Raw genomic sequence first — 18292 nt, 5'->3', positions numbered from 1 at the left:
GTGCGCCCCTCGCTTATGCGTGGTCGATGACCAGACCGTCGATCTCGTTCGCGACATCCTCGAAACTGTCGGTGACGCGTTCGAGATGGCGGTAGATTTCACGTGCGATCAGGAAGTGAACGGTGTTCGACTCCCCATGTTCCTTGAACAGGCGGCGGAGGCCCGCAGCGTGGATTTCGTCCGCATGCCCCTCCATCCGCACCAGACGTTCGGTGAGTTCGTGCAGGCGCGCACCATTGGCGCCGATGTTGCGGAGCAACGGCAGCGCCTCTGCGGTCAGCCGCGCGGCATCGACGATGATGCCCGCGATGTCGCGCATTTCGGGGTCGAATTCCTTGACGTCGTACAGATCGACCGCGCCGGCGGTCTTCTGCATCTCGTCGATCGCATCGTCCATCGAGGCGATCAGGCTGGTGATCGCACTGCGGTCGAACGGCGTCAGGAAGGTGCGGCGGACGGTCTGCAACACTTCGCGGGTGATCGCATCGGCATCATGTTCGCGCTCGATGACTTCCTGGATATGGTCGGCCATGCCCTCGCCGCCCTGCAACATACGCGACAAGGCGTTGGCACCGGCGACGAGCGTCGCGGCGTGGCTTTCGAACAGTTCGAAAAAATTCCCCTGTCGCGGCAGCAAACGCTGAAACCATGCGAACATCCAGCTAACCCCTGTCTTCTCTGCTACATTTTGGACGACACCGCGCGGCTGGGCGACGGCGCGAAAGCCGGTATCGCCGAACGAGCGAATCAGCGCCTGAAGATCGGGCTCCTCAACCGCTGCGGCAGCGGCGTCAAAGGAAAACCACTGGCGGTCGCGCTCGTCCATTTCCTTCCATTCGGAAAGCTCACGCGTCACGGCCAGCGGAAAGACCTCGACATTGTACATGATCTGCGCGCCGTTGGCGCGGCGCTTTCGATATTCATAGCTGCCGATCGCCGTCGGGCAGACGGCGCCGAGCACCCCGGCCTCTTCCTCGGCCTCGATCGCGGCGGCGGCATGGCGCTCCATGCCGGTCAGCGGATTGCCCTTGGGAATCACCCAGCGCTTCGTCTCACGCGACGTGATTAGCAGAATCTCGGTCGGCCCATCCTGCGCGGGACCCCCGAAACGATAGGGAAGGACAGCGATCTGGCGCAACGGGCTTCATCCTTTCCATGGAATTCAGCGGGGCGGAACGCCCGGCGGCTGATAAAAACGCTACGCCCCTATGACAATATTGTGACAGCGACAAGCAGGCTTCGCCGGAGCCCCCGTTTCCTCCCCTGCTTTCATCCCTGTCAATTCGATTGCAAAATGAAACGCGGTGCGTAAGCTGTCGACAAAATATAGTCGGGAGACAGGAATATGGCAGGCACCGCAACGATGGAACGCCCCGCGAACGGAACGGTCGCTCCGGTCGATCAGGATGTGCTGATCGTTGGCGCCGGGATTTCCGGCATCGGCATGGCGGTGCATCTTCAGCAATATAGCCCGGACCGCAGCTTCGCACTGGTTGAGCGCCGCGCCAATCTTGGTGGCACCTGGGACCTGTTCCGCTATCCCGGCATCCGCTCGGACAGCGATATGCACACGCTGGGCTTCGTCTTCGAACCGTGGAAGCATGAAAAATCGATCGCCGACGGTCCGTCGATTCTCGACTATCTGAATCGCATCGTCGACGAGCGCCATATCCGCGAACATATCCGCCTCAACCGCAAGGTGGTGGGCGCCGACTGGGACAGCGGCGCCGCGCGCTGGACCGTGACGATGGAGGATGACAAAGGCGCGACATCGACGACGACCGCGCGCTGGCTTTATCTGGGCGCCGGCTATTATGATTATGACGAGGCTTTCGACGCCAATTTCACCGGCCGCGACGATTTCCAGGGTCAGATCATCCACCCGCAATTCTGGCCACAAGATCTCCGGTATAAAGACAAGAAGGTCGTCGTCATCGGTTCGGGGGCGACCGCAGTGACGATCGTTCCGTCGATGGCGAAAGATGCGGCGCATGTGACCATGCTGCAACGCACCCCAACCTGGTACGCGATCCGCCCTGCCAAGGATGGCTTCGCCAATTTCCTGCGCAAGATCCTGCCCGAGAAACTTGCGTACAAGATCACGCGCTTCAAAAATGTGAAGTTGCAGGACATCGTCTTCAAAAAGGCCCGCGACAAGCCGCAGCAGGTCAAGGACTTCCTGACCAAGAAGGTCAAAGCCGCGCTCGGCGACCGCTATGACGCCGAAGCCTTCACCCCACCTTATAATCCCTGGGACCAGCGCCTGTGCCTCGTCCCCGACGCCGACCTGTTCGAGGCGATCAAAGCCGATAAGGCCGCGGTCGTTACCGATCATATCGACCATTTCGACGCCGCAGGTATTCAGCTCAAATCGGGCAAGCATCTCGACGCCGACATCATCGTCACCGCGACGGGCCTGAAACTCGCGGTCGCAGGCAAGATTCCGGTGCGTGTCGATGGCACCCCCGTCGATTGGCACGACCATTTCTACTATAAGGCCTGCATGTTTTCGAACGTGCCGAACTTCTCGGCCGTCTTCGGCTACCTCAACGCGAGTTGGACGCTGCGCGCCGACATCGTGTCCGAATATGTGTGCCGCGTACTCAACCATATGCGCGATACGGGAACCACCGTCGCAACCCCGGCACTCGCCGATCCGTCGAGCCTCGAAGAGGAAAATGTCTTCGATTTCTCGTCAGGCTATATCCAGCGTTCGCTGCACATCATGCCCAAAAGCACGGTCGCACTGCCGTGGCGGCTCAGCCAGAATTATGTGCAGGACCGCATCGACATGAAAACCGGCGCGATTGCCGACGGAGTGCTCACGTTCAGCAACGCCCGCGCGGCGGTCGCCGCCCCGGCGGAATTACAGGCGGCCGAATAATGATCAGGCAGCGCGCTTCGCGCGCTGTCGCCGCACCAGCCAGACCACCAATGCAGCAATCGCGAGCAGCGCCACCGGAACGGCAATGCGCGCGATTTCGGCGGTGCGGTTATAGCCCTCGATAAACTCCAGAGCCGGTGGGCGGGTCTTGCTGGCGATCACGCGCCAATAGACGATCCTGGCGGGTTCGTCGTTGCGGGCATAAAAGCGCACCTCCACCATCGACCATTTTCCGGGCGCCGATCCAACAACGACGACCTCTTCCTGCCGCTCGCTGAGACCGGCCGTAATATTGCTGTTCCATTTGTACGAAGCCAGTTCCCACCTGGCACCAGCCGGTGGACATTCGCGCGGCAGCGCGGGGATGGCGGCGTCCAGCGTGGCCGTGATTTCCGGGTGCATCTCGCGTTTCACGCTCGTCGGATCGGTACAGAAACGTCGAGCGATGTCGATGATCTCACGCTGGCGTTCCGGCTTGACCATCTTGTCGAGGGTCGACTGAAAGCTGCAGGCAGGCAGCGACGAAAAGCACAGGACTGCTAGCAGCCCGGCATAAAACTGGCGCAAAATCACCTCCCCAACGCGGCTCTGTTCGCTTGGGAGGATGGCTTATCCGCCGAACTCGATCAATCGACGTGTTCGGGCTTGCCCTTGGTCGAGCCCTTGGCGAAATCCTCAAGCTGGGTTTCGCTCATGCTTTCGAGCATCTCCTTCGATGCGCCCTTGAGCTTCGACTTGGGCGTGTCGCCGCGCTTCGCGCTCAATGCGGCACCGGCGGCCTTCTGCTGTGCTTTGGACTTGGCTGGCATGACATTTCTCCTGCCTGCCCCCTACCCATTAACGATCGTACCGCCGTTGGGATGCAGCACCTGACCCGACATATAGCTACTGTCGTCGCAGGCGAGGAACAGGAAGGCAGGCGCAATCTCATTGGGTTCGCCCGGCCGCTTCATCGGCGTATTCTCACCAAAATGCTCGACCTTTTCGGCCGGCGCGCCACCTCGGGGATTGAGCGGGGTCCAGACCGGGCCGGGAGCGACGCCGTTGACGCGAATTCCCTTGGCCACCAGATTTTCACTGAGCGACCGGGTGAACGCCGTGATCGCGCCCTTGGTCGCGCTGTAATCGAGCAACCCTTCCGAACCCTGATACATGGTGACGCTGGTGCAATTGACGATTGCCGCGCCCTTTTTCAGATGTGGTAACGCGGCCTGGACAAGGTAAAACATGCCGAAGATATTGGTTGCGAAGGTTCGCTGGAGTTGATCGACGCTGATCTCGCGAATGTCGGCAGCCGGATGCTGCTCGCCCGCATTGTTGGCCAATATGTCGAGCCGGCCGAAGGCTTTCACCGTGCCGGCAACGATTTTTTCGCCTGCGGCCTGCTTTCCGACGTCGGCCTTGATCGCGATCGCGCGGCGCCCTTCGGCCTCGACGATCGCGGCCGTGTCGGCTGCATCCTGCTTGTTGTCGAGATAGACGATGGCGACGTCGGCGCCTTCGCGCGCGAACAGCGCGCAGACCGCGCGGCCAATGCCGCTATCGCCGCCGGTGACGATCGCGACCTTCCCCTGAAGCCGCCCAGATCCGGGATAGCGCGGCTGCCATCGAGGTGCGCGGTCAAGCTCCGCCTCGCGGTCGGAAGGCGGCCGGGCTATCGTCTTGGCCTCCCCCACCTCGCCGCGCAACTTTTCGGCAGCGCGGCGTTTGCCCTTCTTTTCCTTCAGCGTTTCACCGATCTTGCCGGCTTTGGGCTGCTTGGCCATGCACCTGTCCTTCGATCACTTGGCGGGAAGAAAATCGCGCGCGAACTCCTTTTTCGCCGCATCGACGACCGCCCGGTTCATCGGCACGTTGATCTTGTAGCTGCCCTCGGCATAGGGGCCGATTTCATAGGGCGCGATCGCGATCGTCAGCCGGTCGAGATAGCGCCCGTCGGAGGAACCGAGCCAGATGGTCTGCGCCGATGCGGGCGGGCATTTGGCGAAGGGACTGTCGGGTTCATCGGGGAGCTCTATTCCTTTCGCCGCCTTCGCACGCGCGATAGCCGCGCAGAAATCGTCGCGGATCGCGGCATCGAACGCAGCGCCGCTGGTGAACAGATCGAGCGGCTTGAGCTGGATGCCGCGGTTGCGGTCCCACAACAGGCTGTCAAAACTGACCATGCCGTGCGCTCCGCCGGTATAGGTCTGGATTTCGCTCGAAAGGCTGAGGAAGCGCGGCGTGTCGGTGATCTTTTCCCATTTCTGCGAATGCGTATGAGCGCGATAAGGGAAGCCTTCCTTTTTGGCGCCTGCCTGGTCGCGCTTGGCCGCATCGACGAGCGCCGTTCGTATCGTCGCCCGATCATTGTCGAGCCACGCGGCGAGTTTCGGAATCTGCGCCGCTTCGGCTGGATAGCCATAGGCGAATTCGATGAGGTCGCTATTTTCCTTCACATCGGATGCGGGCGCATTTTTCGCGGCAAGATCGGCGGAGCCGCCCGGCGGAGCGCCGGGAACGGCAGTCGCCGCCGCCGTGTCGGCCGTGTCGGCCGGCGCATCGCTTTCGCCCGAGCAGGCGGCGAAAAGAAGAAAGCCCGGCAGGATCAGGGCGCGGCAGAGGGAGGATGTTGCAACTGTCATCTTGGCATAACTCCGGGAATCGACAAAGTTTCCCGGCAGGCCTAGCAGAAAATCATGATCGACTATTCCGACATGATTCAGCCCGACAAGGGGCAGGACGCCCGCACCATCCATCTCGTCGACACGCAAAGCTATGACGAATGGCTGAAGAGCCGTAGCGCCCGCGAGCGCGCCCACCTTGCTGCGGTCGGTTTCAAACCCGATGCCTATGTCCATGCGATCCTGCCGGGCGACGACCCCGAAAAATGGGCGGTCGTCACGACGGTCGCCAAGGTCGATGAACTGTCCGCATGGTGCCTCGCCAAGCTGGGTCAAATTCTTCCCGAGGGTCGCTATCGCCTCGAAGATCGTCAGCCGGGCAAGGCCCTGTTCGGATGGATGAGCGCGCAATATCGTTTCGACCGTTATCGATCGAAAACCAGCATCAAAGGTCCTCGCGTCCTGCTGACTAGCGACGTCGGCGCGATCGCGCCGACGGTGGCGGAGATGCGCGCGGTTGCGCTCGTTCGCGACCTCGTCAACACACCGGCTGCCGACATGGGACCGGCGGCCATCGAAAAGGAAGCCGAACGCATCGCCAAGGCGCATGGCGGCAAGCTGAGCGTGACCAAGGGCGAAGCGCTGGAACAGGGCTATCCCATGATCCACGCGGTCGGGCGTGCGGCGGCGAAACATCATGCCCCGCGCCTGATCGAGATCGTCTGGGGCAAGGACGATCATCCCCGCGTTGCGCTCGTCGGCAAGGGGATCAGCTTCGACAGCGGCGGGCTCGACATCAAGCCCGCGTCGGGCATGCGGCTGATGAAAAAGGATATGGGCGGCGCCGCGCATGTCCTCGCGCTCGCCGAACTGATTATGGCATCGGGACTGCCGATCCGCCTCCACTGCCTGGTTGCGGCCGCCGAAAATGCCATTTCGTCCGATGCCTTTCGCCCCGGCGATGTACTCCACAGCCGCCTCGGCCTGACGGTCGAAATCGGCAACACCGACGCCGAAGGCCGGCTGGTGCTGGGCGACGCGCTGGCGAAGGCGGGCGAGGACAAGCCCGAACTGATCGTCGATTTCGCAACGCTGACCGGGGCGGCGCGCACGGCGCTCGGCCCTGACCTGCCCGCGCTTTTTGCCAATGACGATGCACTCGCCGCCGACATGCTCGCGGGAGGGACCGAACGCGACGACCCGCTGTGGCGGATGCCGCTGTGGGACGGCTATTCCGACCTGCTTGAAACCGACATTGCCGACCTTGGCAATGCCGGTAGCTCGCCCTTCGCGGGGTCGATCACGGCAGCCCTGTTCCTCAAGCGTTTTATTCCCGAGGGCACGCCCTGGGCGCATTTCGACACCTTTGCCTGGCGCCCTTCGGCGAAACCGGGACGGCCTAAGGGCGGCGCGGCGCTGGGACTGCGCGCGGCGTGGGCGATGCTGCAGGCACGCTATGACCGCCGCGGCCGAAGTGAAGCGTCTTGATAAAGCGCCGCCTGCTGGTCTAATGGCGCGCGATTATCCGTCAGCGGCGGACCACCGGCATTTACAGGACGGCAAGTGACAGCGGAGACAGGCGAACATTCAGCGGCGAGCCGCGTGCGTATGGGGCGCCCCGGTACGGCGGGCGCTGGCCGCGGCCGCTTCGGGCTGACCGGCACGTCGCAGTCCTATGATCCGCGCATCGTCGCAATCCGCCCCGACCTTGCCGATATTGCCGTCGCCGGCCAGCATTTCGCGCCGCATTATGCCGCGCCGATGATGCGCAGCGGTGTGCTGCCCGCCGCTTCATTGCGCGCCGAGCCGTCGCTTCAGGCCGAGCAGACGAGCGAACTGTTGTTCGGCGAGGGCTTTGCGCTGCTCGACCTGACGGGCGGTTGGGCATGGGGTTATTGCCTGGCGGATCATTATGTCGGCTATCTCGCCGCCGACGCGCTCGGCACGCCGATCGCACCGACCCACCGGGTCGGCATGATCGAGGCGATGCTGCACAGCGCCCCCGACGCCGCGAGCGGCGGTCCCGGGGTCCTGCCACGCGGCGCGCAGGTGATGGGCGAGGAACAGGGCGAATGGCTCGCGACCGCGCACGGCTTCCTGCCGCTCGCCGCAATGGCCGAAGTCGGGACACGGCACGTCGACCCTGCCGCGCTCGCCGAAGAGATGATCGGCGCACCTTACGTCTGGGGCGGCCGCACCGCAAAGGGTATAGATTGCTCGGGGCTCGTCCAGCTGGCGTGGGGCGCCGCAGGGATCCAGCTGCCGCGCGACAGCGATTTGCAGCTTGCATCGCTGGCTGCCGACAAGGATGTCGCACCGGCCGATCTCGCGCGCGGTGATCTGGTCTTTTTCCCCGGCCATGTCGGCATCATGGCCGATGACCGGAATATCATTCATGCAAGCCGACGATGGATGGCGGTCAAAACCGAACCGCTCGCCGACGTGATCGCACGGTCGGCGGCGAAGGACCATGATCCGCCGGTTTCCGGCTATAAACGACTGAAATAACCCATGACCAATAATGTGTTCATCGACGGCGCGGCGGGAACGACGGGCCTGGAAATCGCCGAACGGCTGTCCGGCCGGAGTGAGTTCGCCCTCATCACGCTTGACGAAGCGCGTCGCAAGGATGCCGCCGCGCGGCGCGAAGCGCTGAACGAAGCCGATTTCGTTATCCTCTGTCTGCCCGATGCCGCCGCGATCGACGCGGTTGCGATGATCGACAACGACCGCACGCGCGTCATCGATGCCTCGACCGCGCATCGTGTCGCGCCGGGCTGGATCTATGGCTTTCCCGAGGTCAGCGGGCATGCGGCCGTCGCCGAAGCGAAGCGCGTGTCGAATCCCGGCTGCTATTCGACCGGTTTCATCGCGCTGGTCGCGCCGCTCGTCCAGGCAGGCCTGCTCCCCGCCGACTGGCCCTATATTTGCCACGCGGTCAGCGGCTATTCAGGCGGCGGCAAGGCGCTGATCGAACGCTTCGAGGATGACCGCGACATCGCCTGGCGTGGCTATGCGCTGCAACTGGGTCACAAGCATGTGCCCGAGATGCAGGCACGCTGTGGCTTGACGATTGCGCCGCTTTTCTCACCCGCCGTCGTTGCCGCACATCGCGGGATGGTGGTCGAAATTCCGCTCCATCTGGGCGCCATGTCGGGCGCGGCGTCGCCGGACGCGCTTCGCGACGCGCTCGCCGAATTTTATGCCGGCAGCCCCGTCGTGGTCATGGGCGAACCGCCCGCCGACGGCGAAATGCTGCTACGCGCATCCGGCGCGGGCAGCGACCTGCTGGAACTGTTCGTATTCGGTGACGCCACCGGCGGTCAGGCGCGCCTCGTCGCGCGGCTCGACAATCTGGGCAAGGGGGCAAGCGGCGCCTGCGTCCAGAATCTGAATATCATGGCGGGATTGCCCGAAACGGCGGGCCTGCAGCTCTGAGTTCAGTGCACCGTGTCGAGCGCGGTATCGATCGACAAATAGGTGATCAACCGTTCGATCTGACGCCAGCGGGCGAAATGCACATGGTTGCCGAGCACGCGATATTGTTCGGCGCGGGCGGCGGCGGCGAAGCCGGCTTCCTCACCATGCTGGTCGATCAGCATATGAGCATCGTCAACCGCTGCGCGGTCGGCAAGAAAGGGTGCTGACAGTTCCATGACGTCCCGGTGCGTTGCTTCGAACCTGTCCTCTAGCCCCCTGCCCTCACCGCCCCGTTCCCAACCATAATGAACAAATGGGTAAGGTTAATTAGGGCGACGCCAACATTTACCGTCCTCCGACAGCTGCCGCGCATGTTTCGCCTCTTTGCCGCCGCGCCATCGCCGTGTAGACAGGGATCATGCGCAAGATCCTGAAATATACCGCCCTCGCCCTGTTGCCGATCGCCGTTGCGGGGGGCGTCACGCTTTATGTCATGTCGCGGCCCGACGTCGCGCGCTTCTCGACCGCCGAACTCAGCGGCCGCGTGCCGGTGATGGCGTCGCAGCGCACCGAGGTCTTTCCGACGATCAACGTGCCAGAGGCGACGAGCTGGCCCGCAGGACAGGCGCCGCGCGCCGCCGAGGGGCTGGCGGTCGCCCGCTTTGCCGAAGGGCTCGATCATCCTCGCAACATGCTCGTGCTGCCCAATGGCGACGTGCTGGTTGCCGAGGCGCAGAGCCCGCCGCGCGACACATCGGGGGTCGAGGGCAAGATCATGGGCAATCTGATGAGCAAGGGCGGCACGGGCCGCCGTCCGTCAGCCAACCGCATCACCCTGCTCCGCGACGCCGACGGCGACGGCAAGGCGGAGGTCAAGACCGCCTATCTCACCGGCCTCAACTCACCCTATGGCATGGCGCTGGTCGGCACGACGCTTTACGTCGCCAACACCGACGCGCTGCTCGCCTTTCCCTATGTGGCGGGCGAGACGAAGATGAGCGGCAAGGCCGAAAAGATCGTCGACCTGCCCGCGAAGGGCACCAACCGCCATTGGACCAAAAGCCTTGCCGCCGCGCCCAATGGCTGGCTCTACATCGGGGTCGGCGCCGATTCGAATATCGGCGAAAAGGGCATGGGCCATGAGGTCCGCCGCGCCAGCATATTGGAAGTGCGGCCCGAACAAAAATATGTGCGGACCTTTGCCGCGGGCATTCGCAACCCCGTCGGGCTGGGCTTCTATCCCGACGGCGGCCGGCTGTGGACCGTCGTCAACGAACGCGACATGCTGGGCAGCGATCTGGTTCCCGACTATCTGACCGATGTGACCGAGGGCGATTTCTATGGCTGGCCCTGGTATTATTGGGGCGGCGTCATCGACCCCCGCGTCGAGCCCGAGGCCGAAGATCGCCGCCAATATGTCAAGCGCCCCAAATATGGGCTGGGGGCGCATACCGCGCCGCTGGGCATGACCTTCACCCAAGGCCTCGACATCGGCGAGCGCTGGGCGAATGGCGCACTGGTCGCGCTGCACGGTTCGTGGAACCGCGAACCCGTCGCGGGTTACAGCGTCGTCTTCGTCAAGTTCGGCGCCGGCGGCCGGCCGGTCGATGCACTGCCCGTCACGCTGCTCGACGAGTTCCTGTCCAAGGACGGCAAGACCACGCGCGGCCGCCCGGCCGATGTGAAGGTCGCAAAGGACGGCAGTGCGCTGGTCGCCGACGATACCGGCGGCGTCATCTGGCGGGTTGCGAAGGCCAATTAATCCCCTCCCCTTGATGGGGAGGCAATGAAACTGGCTGACTGGTTCGTTGGCTGCAGCGGGAGGGAGCGTGCGCTCTCGTCCGGAACGATGGCGGCATGACGCGCCATCACCCTCATCCAACTCCGCCTAATGCCTTTGGCATAAGGCTTCTTATCCTTCTCCCATCAAGGGAGAAGGATATTGCCTACACGCGCATCGGCATCAGCACGTACAGCGCCGGGCTCTTTTCGCTCTCGCGGATCAGCGTCGGGGCGTTGGCGTCGGCGAGGTGCAGTTCGACCGTGTCGCCATCGACCTGGCCGAGAATGTCGCTGAGGTAACGCGCGTTGAAACCGATCTCCATCGCCTCGCTGTCATAGGCAGCGGCAACTTCTTCGGCGGCGGTGCCGTTTTCGGGGCTGGTCACCGACAGGGTGATCCGGTCCTTGTCGAGGCCGACCTTGACCGCGCGGGTCTTTTCGCTGGCGATCGTCGATACGCGGTCGACGCCCTGGAACAGGCTTTTCGGATCGACCTTGAGCAGTTTGTCGTTCGCGGTCGGGATGACGCGGCTGTAATCGGGGAAGGTCCCGTCGATCAGCTTCGACGTCAGGATCGCGTTGCCGAGCTGGAAGCGAATCTTGCTAGCCGACAGGCTGATTTCGACATTGCCTTCGGCCTCGTCGAGCAGCTTGCGGATTTCGGCGACGCATTTGCGCGGGACGATGACGTCGGGCATCGACGACGCGCCTTCGGGACGGGTGACGGTATAGCGGGCGAGGCGGTGGCCGTCGGTCGCCGCAGCCTTCAGCACCGGACCCGATGCGTCCTCGGCGACGTGCAGGAAGATTCCGTTGAGATAATAACGCGTTTCCTCGGTCGAGATGGCGAAGCGCGTCTTGTCGATGATCTGGATCAGTTCGGCGACCGGCAGTTCGAAATTGGTCGGCAGGTCGCCCTCGGCGATCACCGGGAAGTCGTCGCGCGGCAAGGTCGGCAGATTGAAGTTCGAGCGGCCCGCCTTGACCTGCATCTTGCCCTCGGCAGCGGCGAGGCTGACCTCGGCGCCCTCGGGCAGCTTGCGGGCGATTTCAAAAAGGGTGTGAGCGGACACGGTGGTCGTGCCCGGCGTTTCGACCTTGGCCGCGATGGTTTCGACGACCTGCAGGTCGAGATCGGTCGCCATCAATTTGAGCTGGCCCGATGCATCGGCTTCGATGAGGACGTTCGAGAGAATGGGAATGGTATTGCGCCGTTCGACCACCGACTGGACGTGGCCGAGGCTCTTCAACAACACTGCGCGTTCGATCGTCGCTTTCATTCTAATCCGCCATCCCTGTGTTTCGCGGGAGAAATCCCTGAGAGGGCAGGCATCGGAGGCGATTCGCGCCCCGATTCCCGGCCCCTGAAAATGTCCACCTTCCTTAACGTACACGTCGCGCCGTGCAAGCCATGCTTGCAAAGCATCCCCATTCGCGCGAACGAGGCGCGATGCGGCGCGCCCTGCCCTTTTTCGCCCTTTTGGCAGCCCTTCCGGTCGCGGCGCTTGCCGCATCGCCGACAGCGCTTGGCATTTTCGGCAGCTGGGGCGCTTTTCGCGATCCGGCGACCCCGCGCTGCTATGCGATCGCCGCCCCCGCCGCAACGATCGGGACGCCGCAGATCAAAGCCTATGCCAGCGTCGGAACCTGGCCCAAAGCGCGCATTCGCGGGCAGTTTTACGTCCGCCTGTCGAAGGCGCGCGCGCCGGATCGCGAATTGCGCCTGACGATCGGCGACCGCCGCTTCATCCTGACCGGCAATGGCGCGCACGGCTGGGCGAGCGACGCGCGGATGGACGCCGCAATCATCGCCGCGATGCGGTCGGCCCCGAGCATGAGCGTCCGGAGCGGCACGCCGACCGGCGGCGCGATCACCGACACCTATCGCCTGCGCGGCGCGGCGACGGCGATCGACGCGGCGGCGCTGGGGTGCGCTTCGATCCGCTGAGGCCGTTTCGAAAAGTGGCGGAATTCGGCGTAACTTCATTCATGAATCGCGATGCCACGCACCACGTTTCCCGGTCCGTCATCCCGGGCTTGACCCGGGACCCGCCTGCTCTTGCGGGCTGCATGCCACCAGAAAAGGCAGGCCCCGGGTCAAGCCCGGGGTGACGAGGAGGGAAATACACGACAAGCGACGGGAAACTGCGCAATTTCACTCTGGAATCGCATATTCCTTCCGCGCCGATGCCCGCCGTGTCCGTTGCGAGAGTGAGTGGAAAAGGGCCGCCGTGCGTCATCGCCGCGAAAGCTAAAACAGCCGAATAATGTAGGAAAGCGATTTCCGCCGGCCCTGCCCCGATCACCGCCGTTGTTACTTTTCCCGCGCGAGCTTCGTCAGTTCGGCCGCGAGGAAGTCGAGGACGAGGCGGACGCGGGGGACATGGCGCAGCCGTTCGTGGGTGAGGAGCCAGAGGCCGGTGGTGTCTTCGCTTTTGGGCGGAATGCAGCGGATGAGGTCTGGTTCGCGGTCGGCGATGAAGGCGGGCAGGATGGTGAGGCCCATCCCCGAGCGGACGCCCGCGAGAAGGCCGGTTCCGCTGTCATATTGCATCACCACCGATGCCTCGAGCCCATATTGCCGCAGCCACGCTTGGTACGGCTCCCAGACCCCGCCGCCGCCGCCGATAAAGGGGTGGGCGGCGAGTTCGGCGCGGCTGTGCGGGATGCCGTGCCGGTCGGCATAGTCGCGGCTGCAATAGAGGGTCCAGGGGTTGTCGGCGATACGCCGCCCGACGAGGCCCGCACCGGCGGGCTGCTTGCTGCTGCGGATCGCAATGTCGGCCGCGCCGGACGCGAGATCGCGCGGCTCGTCCGACGTGTCGAGGTGGATATGAATGCCCGGATGCGCAGCCCGCAAATCGCGCAGGATCGGCGGCAGGATCGTCACCGCGAAAATTTCCATCGCCGTCAGGCTGACCGTGCCGCCCGCGTCACGCGACCGCGCACCCGCCGCTTCGCCGAAGCGATCGGCGGCATCGCGAACCGCGACGGCGCTCGCCAGCATCGCCTCACCCACCGGGGTCAGCGCATAGCCTGCCTGTCGCCGTTCGAAGAGGTTGAGGCCGGTGGCTTGCTCGAGCGCGGCAACGCGGCGCGCGACCGTCGTCTGGCTGACGCGCAGGCTCTGCGCTGCGGACAGCGTGCTACCTGTCTCCGCCACCGCGAGAAAGGCTTTGAGGTCGTTCCAGTCGTACATGGCGTCTTGTGCGTCATAATCGCCCCCGGCTCATTCTGCAATTTTGCAGAATGGCCCGGCAACATCGTTGCTCCTTTCGCATCGGGCGATCGCTTATCTGCTGTGTCACCGGCTTCCTCCCCTCCTCATGAGCCGGCCGATGGAGACACAAGATGAAAAAGCTTCTGATCCTCGCCGCCCTGACTGCCGCGTCCTTTGGCCAGCCAGCATTTGCCCAGCCCGCTAATCCGAGCGTGATCGTACAGCATAAAGACCTCGACCTGCGGACCGAGGCCGGTGCCCGGACGCTCGACCGCCGGATATGGCGCGCCGCCGTCGCGGTGTGCGGAACGACGTCGGAATTCGATCTGGAAGGCAAGAATGATATTCGCCATTGCCGGAGCGAAACCCGGCGCATCGGATCGGCCCAGGCCCAATTGGTGATTGCCGATGCGACCCGCGATCAGCCGATCCGCGTCAGTTCGATCCAGAAATGACCACCCGGAATGCCGGGCAGGTGACCAGAACCGCGTCCCCGACCGGGGACGCGGCCTAGCGTCCGTCGAAGGCTGTCCGCGCCGCCTCCACCTTCTCCAGATTCGCCTCCGCCCAAAGCCATACGCCGCAGAACGCCTCGCCAAGCCCCTTCCCCAATTCGGTCAGCCGATATTCGACCTTGGGCGGGATGACCGGGTGGACGGTGCGATGGACAAGGCCGTCCCGCTCCATCGCTCTCAAAGTCTGCGTCAGCATCTTTTGACTGATGCCGGGGACGAGTTGCGCGAGGCGGGTGAAGCGGCATTCGCCATGTTCCTCCAGCACCTCCAGAAGAAGCATCGTCCATTTGTCGGCGACTCGGCCGATCAGCGCGTTGACCAGCGCCTCGACGCGCGGGTCGAGCGATTCTGCGGGATGGTGCGCATTTTTTTCGGCGGTCGGCATGGCGGAAAATCCAATTCTCTCCATTAGGTAATCATGGCACTTTTTGGTGCCTTCTTTCATTTGGAGAGTATTGGGATATCCAGGCCTTGTCATCAACCTTTCAAGGACGAAGAGCATGAAGACGACAGGCAACACTATCCTCGTCAGCGGCGGCGGATCGGGTATCGGACTCGCCCTTGCGCAGCGCTGGCACGACGCCGGCAACAGAGTCATCATCACCGGGCGCAATAGCGCGAAGCTGGAGGCAGCGATCGCGGGACGCGCCAACATGCACATGATGGTGCTCGACATCACCGATGCGGCGGCGATTACCGCCTTCTCGACGGCCGTCGTCGCGGTACATCCCGACCTGAATATCGTGGTCAACAATGCCGGCATCATGAGCAATGAGGATGCGAGTACGAAGCGCAACCTCGGTGACGCCGAAGCGACTGTTATCACGAATATATTGGGCCCGATCCGGTTGATCGACGCGCTGGTCGACCATCTGGCGGTGCAGCCGGACAGCGCGATCGTCAATGTGACGTCGGGGCTGGCGTTCGTGCCCTTCCCCAAGGCGCCAACCTATTCGGCAAGCAAGGCGGCGATGCACAGCTATACGGTCGCACTGCGCGTCCAGCTGGAAGGCAAGGTCGAGGTGATCGAGCTGGCGCCGCCCGCGGTGCGAACCGAACTGACCCCCGGCCAGTCGACGCGCGACGGTTATATGCCGCTCGATGATTTCGCCGACGAGGCCATGGCGCTGTTCGCGACGAAGCCGACGCCCCCGGAAATATTGGTGCCGAACGTCCTGCCGCTGCGCCATGCCGAAGCGAACGGGAATGTCGCCGCGGTGTTGGGGATGCTCGCGGCGCTCTGACAACTAAATTGACGATATAGCATGTCGGCACTTGCCGAGATGGTGGATATGGGCTCATGATCCCCGGCAAGCCGATGTGACGGACGACAGACCCGAAATGGGCGTGTCACTTCGGTTGGTACGGATGGAGAAGGAAGCCTGTCAGATGAATATTGTCAGCCAGAATGAACTATGCCCACGGGAGAAGCACCGGACGCTGGAGTTCATCGGTCTGCGATCGCACGCAACGACCGTCGGGTTGATCCAGCTGTGCGAAGAATTGCTGAACGCCGGAATATTGGACGGTGCGGCGCTGCAGCGGATCAAGGATGCGATCCGCATGGAATTGACCGTCGGCAATGCCCGCATTTCGAATCAGCCGACCTTTGACGCGACCCTGCGGCGCCGGCTCGATGCGATTTTCCCGCATGTCGCCGATGAGGACCGCACCCAGGTCGGAACGGTCGAGGAACTGGAAGACGCGCTGGAAACCTATCACGGCGCCTGAGGGCGCCGAAAAGGCCCGACCGGCTGAACGCAGCGCGCAATTGCGCTGAAGCCGCTTCGCGACTATATGGCCGGCATCATGCAGATCCCCGGCCATATCGACCCCGTTACGACGGGCACCGTTCCCCTGCGCGGGGGCAACCGCATCGACCTTGTCGGGCTGACCCGCGACGCTATCGGCGGCGTGCTGGTCGAGGCCGGCCTCGATGCCAAGGCCGCGAAGCTGCGCGCCAAACAGATCTGGCACTGGATATATCACCGCGGGGTCACCGATTTCGAGGCGATGACCGACATTGCCAAGACGATGCGCCCCTGGCTGACCGACCGTTTCATTATCGGCCGCCCGACGGTGCGCGAAGCACAGGTGTCGAACGACGGCACGCGCAAATGGCTGCTCGCCGCCGCCGACGGCCAGGAATATGAAATGGTCTTCATCCCCGACGCCGACCGGGGAACCTTGTGCGTGTCGAGCCAGGTCGGCTGCACGCTCAATTGCCGGTTCTGCCACACGGGCACGATGCGCCTTGTCCGCAACCTCGCAGCTGGCGAAATCGTCGGACAGGTGATGCTGGCGCGCGACGAGCTCGGCGAATGGCCCAAGGGCACGATGGCGGGCTTTGGCCCCGATCCCGAGGACGGCGATGATGAAGAAGAAGGCGGCAATTATACTGCCGACGGCCGCATCCTGACCAACATCGTGATGATGGGCATGGGCGAGCCGCTGTATAATTTCGACGAGGTCAAGGGCGCGCTGAAGATCGTCATGGACGGCGACGGGCTGGCGCTGTCGCGCCGCCGCATCACCCTGTCGACCAGCGGCGTTGTGCCGATGATGGCGCGCGCGGGCGAAGAGATTGGCGTCAACCTCGCCGTTTCGCTCCATGCTGTGTCGAAGGAAGTGCGCGACGAGATCGTGCCGCTGAACCGCAAATATGGCATCGACGAGTTGCTGAAGGCGTGCGCCGATTATCCGGGTGCCGGCAATTCGCGGCGCATCACCTTCGAATATGTGATGCTGAAGGACAAGAATGACAGCGACGACGATGCGCGTGAGCTTGTCCGGCTGATCCGCGAATATGGCCTGCACGCGAAGGTCAATCTGATCCCGTTCAACCCCTGGCCCGGTGCGATGTACGAATGTTCGACGCCGGAGCGGGTCAAGGCGTTCAGCAACCTGATTTTCAAGGCCGGAATTTCGGCGCCGGTGCGGACCCCGCGCGGGCGCGACATCATGGCTGCGTGCGGTCAGCTCAAGAGCGCGGCGACCAAGCCGACCCGCGCCGAACTCGACCGCATCGCCGAGGAAAAACAGGCAGCGCTCGGCTGATCCTTTGAGTCGCAAATCCGGCGAATAGCGGGACTGCATCACCCCATAGCCATGCCCCGGCGAGCCCCTGCCCCGCCGGAAGAGCCGTCGTATGCGCCGGTTATCCGGGCGATTTCCGCTGCGCATACCTATGCTGTGTTGTAAAATTAACACAGGTAAGAAAATTGTCACAATCTGAACAATCCATTCATTGAAGCGACAGGCGCAAACGCCATTTAGGGGCCGGACCGCGACCCAAAGGGCGTGGCCAAGTCAGAGTGAAGGAATAAAAAATGAAAAAATTCGCAGTTGCAGCCGCTCTCCTGTCGGCCATTGTTGCAACCCCGGCCTTGGCTGCCGATGGAGGCGAAGCTCGCGTCGAAGTGCGCGGCGGCTACATCACCGGCGGCGGTCTTGACGATGCCACGGCTGGTGTCGCAGCAGGTTATGATTTCGACCTCGGCTCGACCGCATTCGCGGGCGCCGAAATCGCTGGCGATAAGGTCCTCGCCGATGGTTACAAGGTTCAGTTCTCGTCGGGCGCCCGCCTCGGTGCCAAGGTCGGCGCCAACGGCAAGGCCTATGTCAACGGCGGCTACACCTTCGGCCAGATCGACGATCCCTATGTCGGTGCAGGCTACCAGCACAAGCTGGGCCAGAACCTTTACGCCAAGGCTGAATATCGCCACCAGTTCATCGAGAACTTCAGCGATTTCGACACCTTTGCTGTCGGCCTCGGCATGGCTTTCTGATCCTTCGGTCAGAAACTGAAACAGGAAGGGGCGGTCCGTTGGGCCGCCCCTTTTTGTTTGCGCTCGGCGCGCGCTGACGC

General features: G+C 63.4%; 20 protein-coding genes. 11 read left to right on the top strand and 9 right to left on the bottom strand.

Annotated elements, in window-relative coordinates; genetic code table 11:
- Nucleotides 1–13: 13 nt before the first annotated feature.
- Entirely contained in the window at nucleotides 14–1138 is a 1125-nt protein-coding gene (locus ACSYDV_RS10665; RefSeq protein ID WP_438323790.1) for a DUF47 family protein, read from the bottom strand.
- A gap of 207 nt (nucleotides 1139–1345) precedes the next feature.
- On the opposite strand from ACSYDV_RS10665, the gene ACSYDV_RS10660 reads away from it, so the two are divergent.
- Complete coding sequence (locus tag ACSYDV_RS10660; protein WP_438323789.1) at nucleotides 1346–2884, top strand: flavin-containing monooxygenase; 1539 nt, start codon at nucleotides 1346–1348, stop codon at nucleotides 2882–2884.
- A gap of 3 nt (nucleotides 2885–2887) precedes the next feature.
- Here ACSYDV_RS10660 and ACSYDV_RS10655 read toward each other — a convergent pair whose 3' ends face one another.
- The 4 genes from ACSYDV_RS10655 to ACSYDV_RS10640 are packed head-to-tail and all read right to left on the bottom strand — an operon-like array spanning nucleotide 2888 to nucleotide 5508.
- Nucleotides 2888–3451 carry a hypothetical protein gene (locus ACSYDV_RS10655; protein WP_438323788.1) on the bottom strand — a complete coding sequence of 188 codons (564 nt, stop codon included), beginning with the start codon at nucleotides 3449–3451 and terminating at the stop codon, nucleotides 2888–2890.
- 59 nt (nucleotides 3452–3510) lie between these two features.
- Complete coding sequence (locus ACSYDV_RS10650) at nucleotides 3511–3693, bottom strand: DUF3008 family protein (RefSeq protein WP_438323787.1); 183 nt, start codon at nucleotides 3691–3693, stop codon at nucleotides 3511–3513.
- A 21-nt stretch (nucleotides 3694–3714) separates the two neighbouring features.
- Nucleotides 3715–4650 (bottom strand): SDR family oxidoreductase, encoded by a 936-nt coding sequence (locus tag ACSYDV_RS10645; RefSeq protein WP_438323786.1) that lies wholly within the window; start codon nucleotides 4648–4650, stop codon nucleotides 3715–3717.
- Nucleotides 4651–4665: 15 nt separating this feature from the next.
- Nucleotides 4666–5508 carry a DUF4163 domain-containing protein gene (locus ACSYDV_RS10640; protein WP_438323785.1) on the bottom strand — a complete coding sequence of 281 codons (843 nt, stop codon included), beginning with the start codon at nucleotides 5506–5508 and terminating at the stop codon, nucleotides 4666–4668.
- A 54-nt stretch (nucleotides 5509–5562) separates the two neighbouring features.
- Here ACSYDV_RS10640 and ACSYDV_RS10635 point away from each other — a divergent pair, with 54 nt between their 5' ends.
- From ACSYDV_RS10635 to argC, 3 genes are all read left to right on the top strand, one after another.
- Nucleotides 5563–6975, top strand: coding sequence for a leucyl aminopeptidase family protein (locus tag ACSYDV_RS10635; RefSeq protein ID WP_438323784.1), 1413 nt, complete (start codon nucleotides 5563–5565; stop codon nucleotides 6973–6975).
- A 75-nt stretch (nucleotides 6976–7050) separates the two neighbouring features.
- Nucleotides 7051–7995 carry a C40 family peptidase gene (locus tag ACSYDV_RS10630; protein WP_438323783.1) on the top strand — a complete coding sequence of 315 codons (945 nt, stop codon included), beginning with the start codon at nucleotides 7051–7053 and terminating at the stop codon, nucleotides 7993–7995.
- 3 nt (nucleotides 7996–7998) lie between these two features.
- Nucleotides 7999–8925 carry an N-acetyl-gamma-glutamyl-phosphate reductase gene (gene argC / locus ACSYDV_RS10625; protein ID WP_438323782.1) on the top strand — a complete coding sequence of 309 codons (927 nt, stop codon included), beginning with the start codon at nucleotides 7999–8001 and terminating at the stop codon, nucleotides 8923–8925.
- 2 nt (nucleotides 8926–8927) lie between these two features.
- Here argC and ACSYDV_RS10620 read toward each other — a convergent pair whose 3' ends face one another.
- Nucleotides 8928–9143, bottom strand: a complete 216-nt coding sequence (locus ACSYDV_RS10620) for a hypothetical protein (RefSeq protein WP_438323781.1) — start codon at nucleotides 9141–9143, stop codon at nucleotides 8928–8930.
- A gap of 182 nt (nucleotides 9144–9325) precedes the next feature.
- Here ACSYDV_RS10620 and ACSYDV_RS10615 point away from each other — a divergent pair, with 182 nt between their 5' ends.
- Nucleotides 9326–10669 carry a PQQ-dependent sugar dehydrogenase gene (locus tag ACSYDV_RS10615; protein ID WP_438323780.1) on the top strand — a complete coding sequence of 448 codons (1344 nt, stop codon included), beginning with the start codon at nucleotides 9326–9328 and terminating at the stop codon, nucleotides 10667–10669.
- Between the two features lie 184 nt (nucleotides 10670–10853).
- Here ACSYDV_RS10615 and dnaN read toward each other — a convergent pair whose 3' ends face one another.
- Nucleotides 10854–11969, bottom strand: coding sequence for a DNA polymerase III subunit beta (dnaN, locus tag ACSYDV_RS10610; RefSeq protein WP_438323779.1), 1116 nt, complete (start codon nucleotides 11967–11969; stop codon nucleotides 10854–10856).
- 170 nt (nucleotides 11970–12139) lie between these two features.
- On the opposite strand from dnaN, the gene ACSYDV_RS10605 reads away from it, so the two are divergent.
- Complete coding sequence (locus tag ACSYDV_RS10605) at nucleotides 12140–12637, top strand: hypothetical protein (protein WP_438323778.1); 498 nt, start codon at nucleotides 12140–12142, stop codon at nucleotides 12635–12637.
- 366 nt (nucleotides 12638–13003) lie between these two features.
- On the opposite strand, the gene ACSYDV_RS10600 is transcribed toward ACSYDV_RS10605, so the two are convergent.
- The gene (locus tag ACSYDV_RS10600; RefSeq protein ID WP_438323777.1) at nucleotides 13004–13888 is read right to left on the bottom strand and encodes a LysR family transcriptional regulator; all 885 of its coding nucleotides are present in this window, start codon (nucleotides 13886–13888) and stop codon (nucleotides 13004–13006) included.
- 152 nt (nucleotides 13889–14040) lie between these two features.
- On the opposite strand from ACSYDV_RS10600, the gene ACSYDV_RS10595 reads away from it, so the two are divergent.
- Nucleotides 14041–14364 carry a UrcA family protein gene (locus ACSYDV_RS10595; RefSeq protein WP_438323776.1) on the top strand — a complete coding sequence of 108 codons (324 nt, stop codon included), beginning with the start codon at nucleotides 14041–14043 and terminating at the stop codon, nucleotides 14362–14364.
- Between the two features lie 55 nt (nucleotides 14365–14419).
- Here the strand turns inward: ACSYDV_RS10595 and ACSYDV_RS10590 are convergent, their stop codons facing one another.
- On the bottom strand, nucleotides 14420–14809 hold the full coding sequence (locus tag ACSYDV_RS10590) for a winged helix-turn-helix transcriptional regulator (RefSeq protein WP_438323775.1): 390 nt from the start codon (nucleotides 14807–14809) through the stop codon (nucleotides 14420–14422).
- A 115-nt stretch (nucleotides 14810–14924) separates the two neighbouring features.
- Between ACSYDV_RS10590 and ACSYDV_RS10585 the strand changes: the two genes are divergently transcribed.
- The 4 genes from ACSYDV_RS10585 (at nucleotide 14925) to ACSYDV_RS10570 (ending at nucleotide 18212) form a co-directional block, all read left to right on the top strand.
- Nucleotides 14925–15668 (top strand): SDR family oxidoreductase, encoded by a 744-nt coding sequence (locus ACSYDV_RS10585; protein WP_438323774.1) that lies wholly within the window; start codon nucleotides 14925–14927, stop codon nucleotides 15666–15668.
- Nucleotides 15669–15813: 145 nt separating this feature from the next.
- Nucleotides 15814–16155, top strand: coding sequence for a hypothetical protein (locus ACSYDV_RS10580; protein ID WP_438323773.1), 342 nt, complete (start codon nucleotides 15814–15816; stop codon nucleotides 16153–16155).
- A gap of 78 nt (nucleotides 16156–16233) precedes the next feature.
- On the top strand, nucleotides 16234–17481 hold the full coding sequence (gene rlmN / locus ACSYDV_RS10575) for a 23S rRNA (adenine(2503)-C(2))-methyltransferase RlmN (RefSeq protein WP_497198772.1): 1248 nt from the start codon (nucleotides 16234–16236) through the stop codon (nucleotides 17479–17481).
- Between the two features lie 272 nt (nucleotides 17482–17753).
- A complete protein-coding gene (locus tag ACSYDV_RS10570) occupies nucleotides 17754–18212 on the top strand; it encodes an outer membrane protein (RefSeq protein WP_438323771.1) in 459 nt (152 codons plus the stop codon).
- The last annotated feature ends 80 nt before the right edge of the window (nucleotides 18213–18292 follow it).

This window comes from Sphingopyxis selenitireducens (assembly GCF_051550705.1).
Classification (GTDB): domain Bacteria; phylum Pseudomonadota; class Alphaproteobacteria; order Sphingomonadales; family Sphingomonadaceae; genus Sphingopyxis.
The sequence above is the reverse complement of the archived record's forward strand: the minus strand, read 5'-3'. Positions and strand labels throughout refer to the sequence as shown.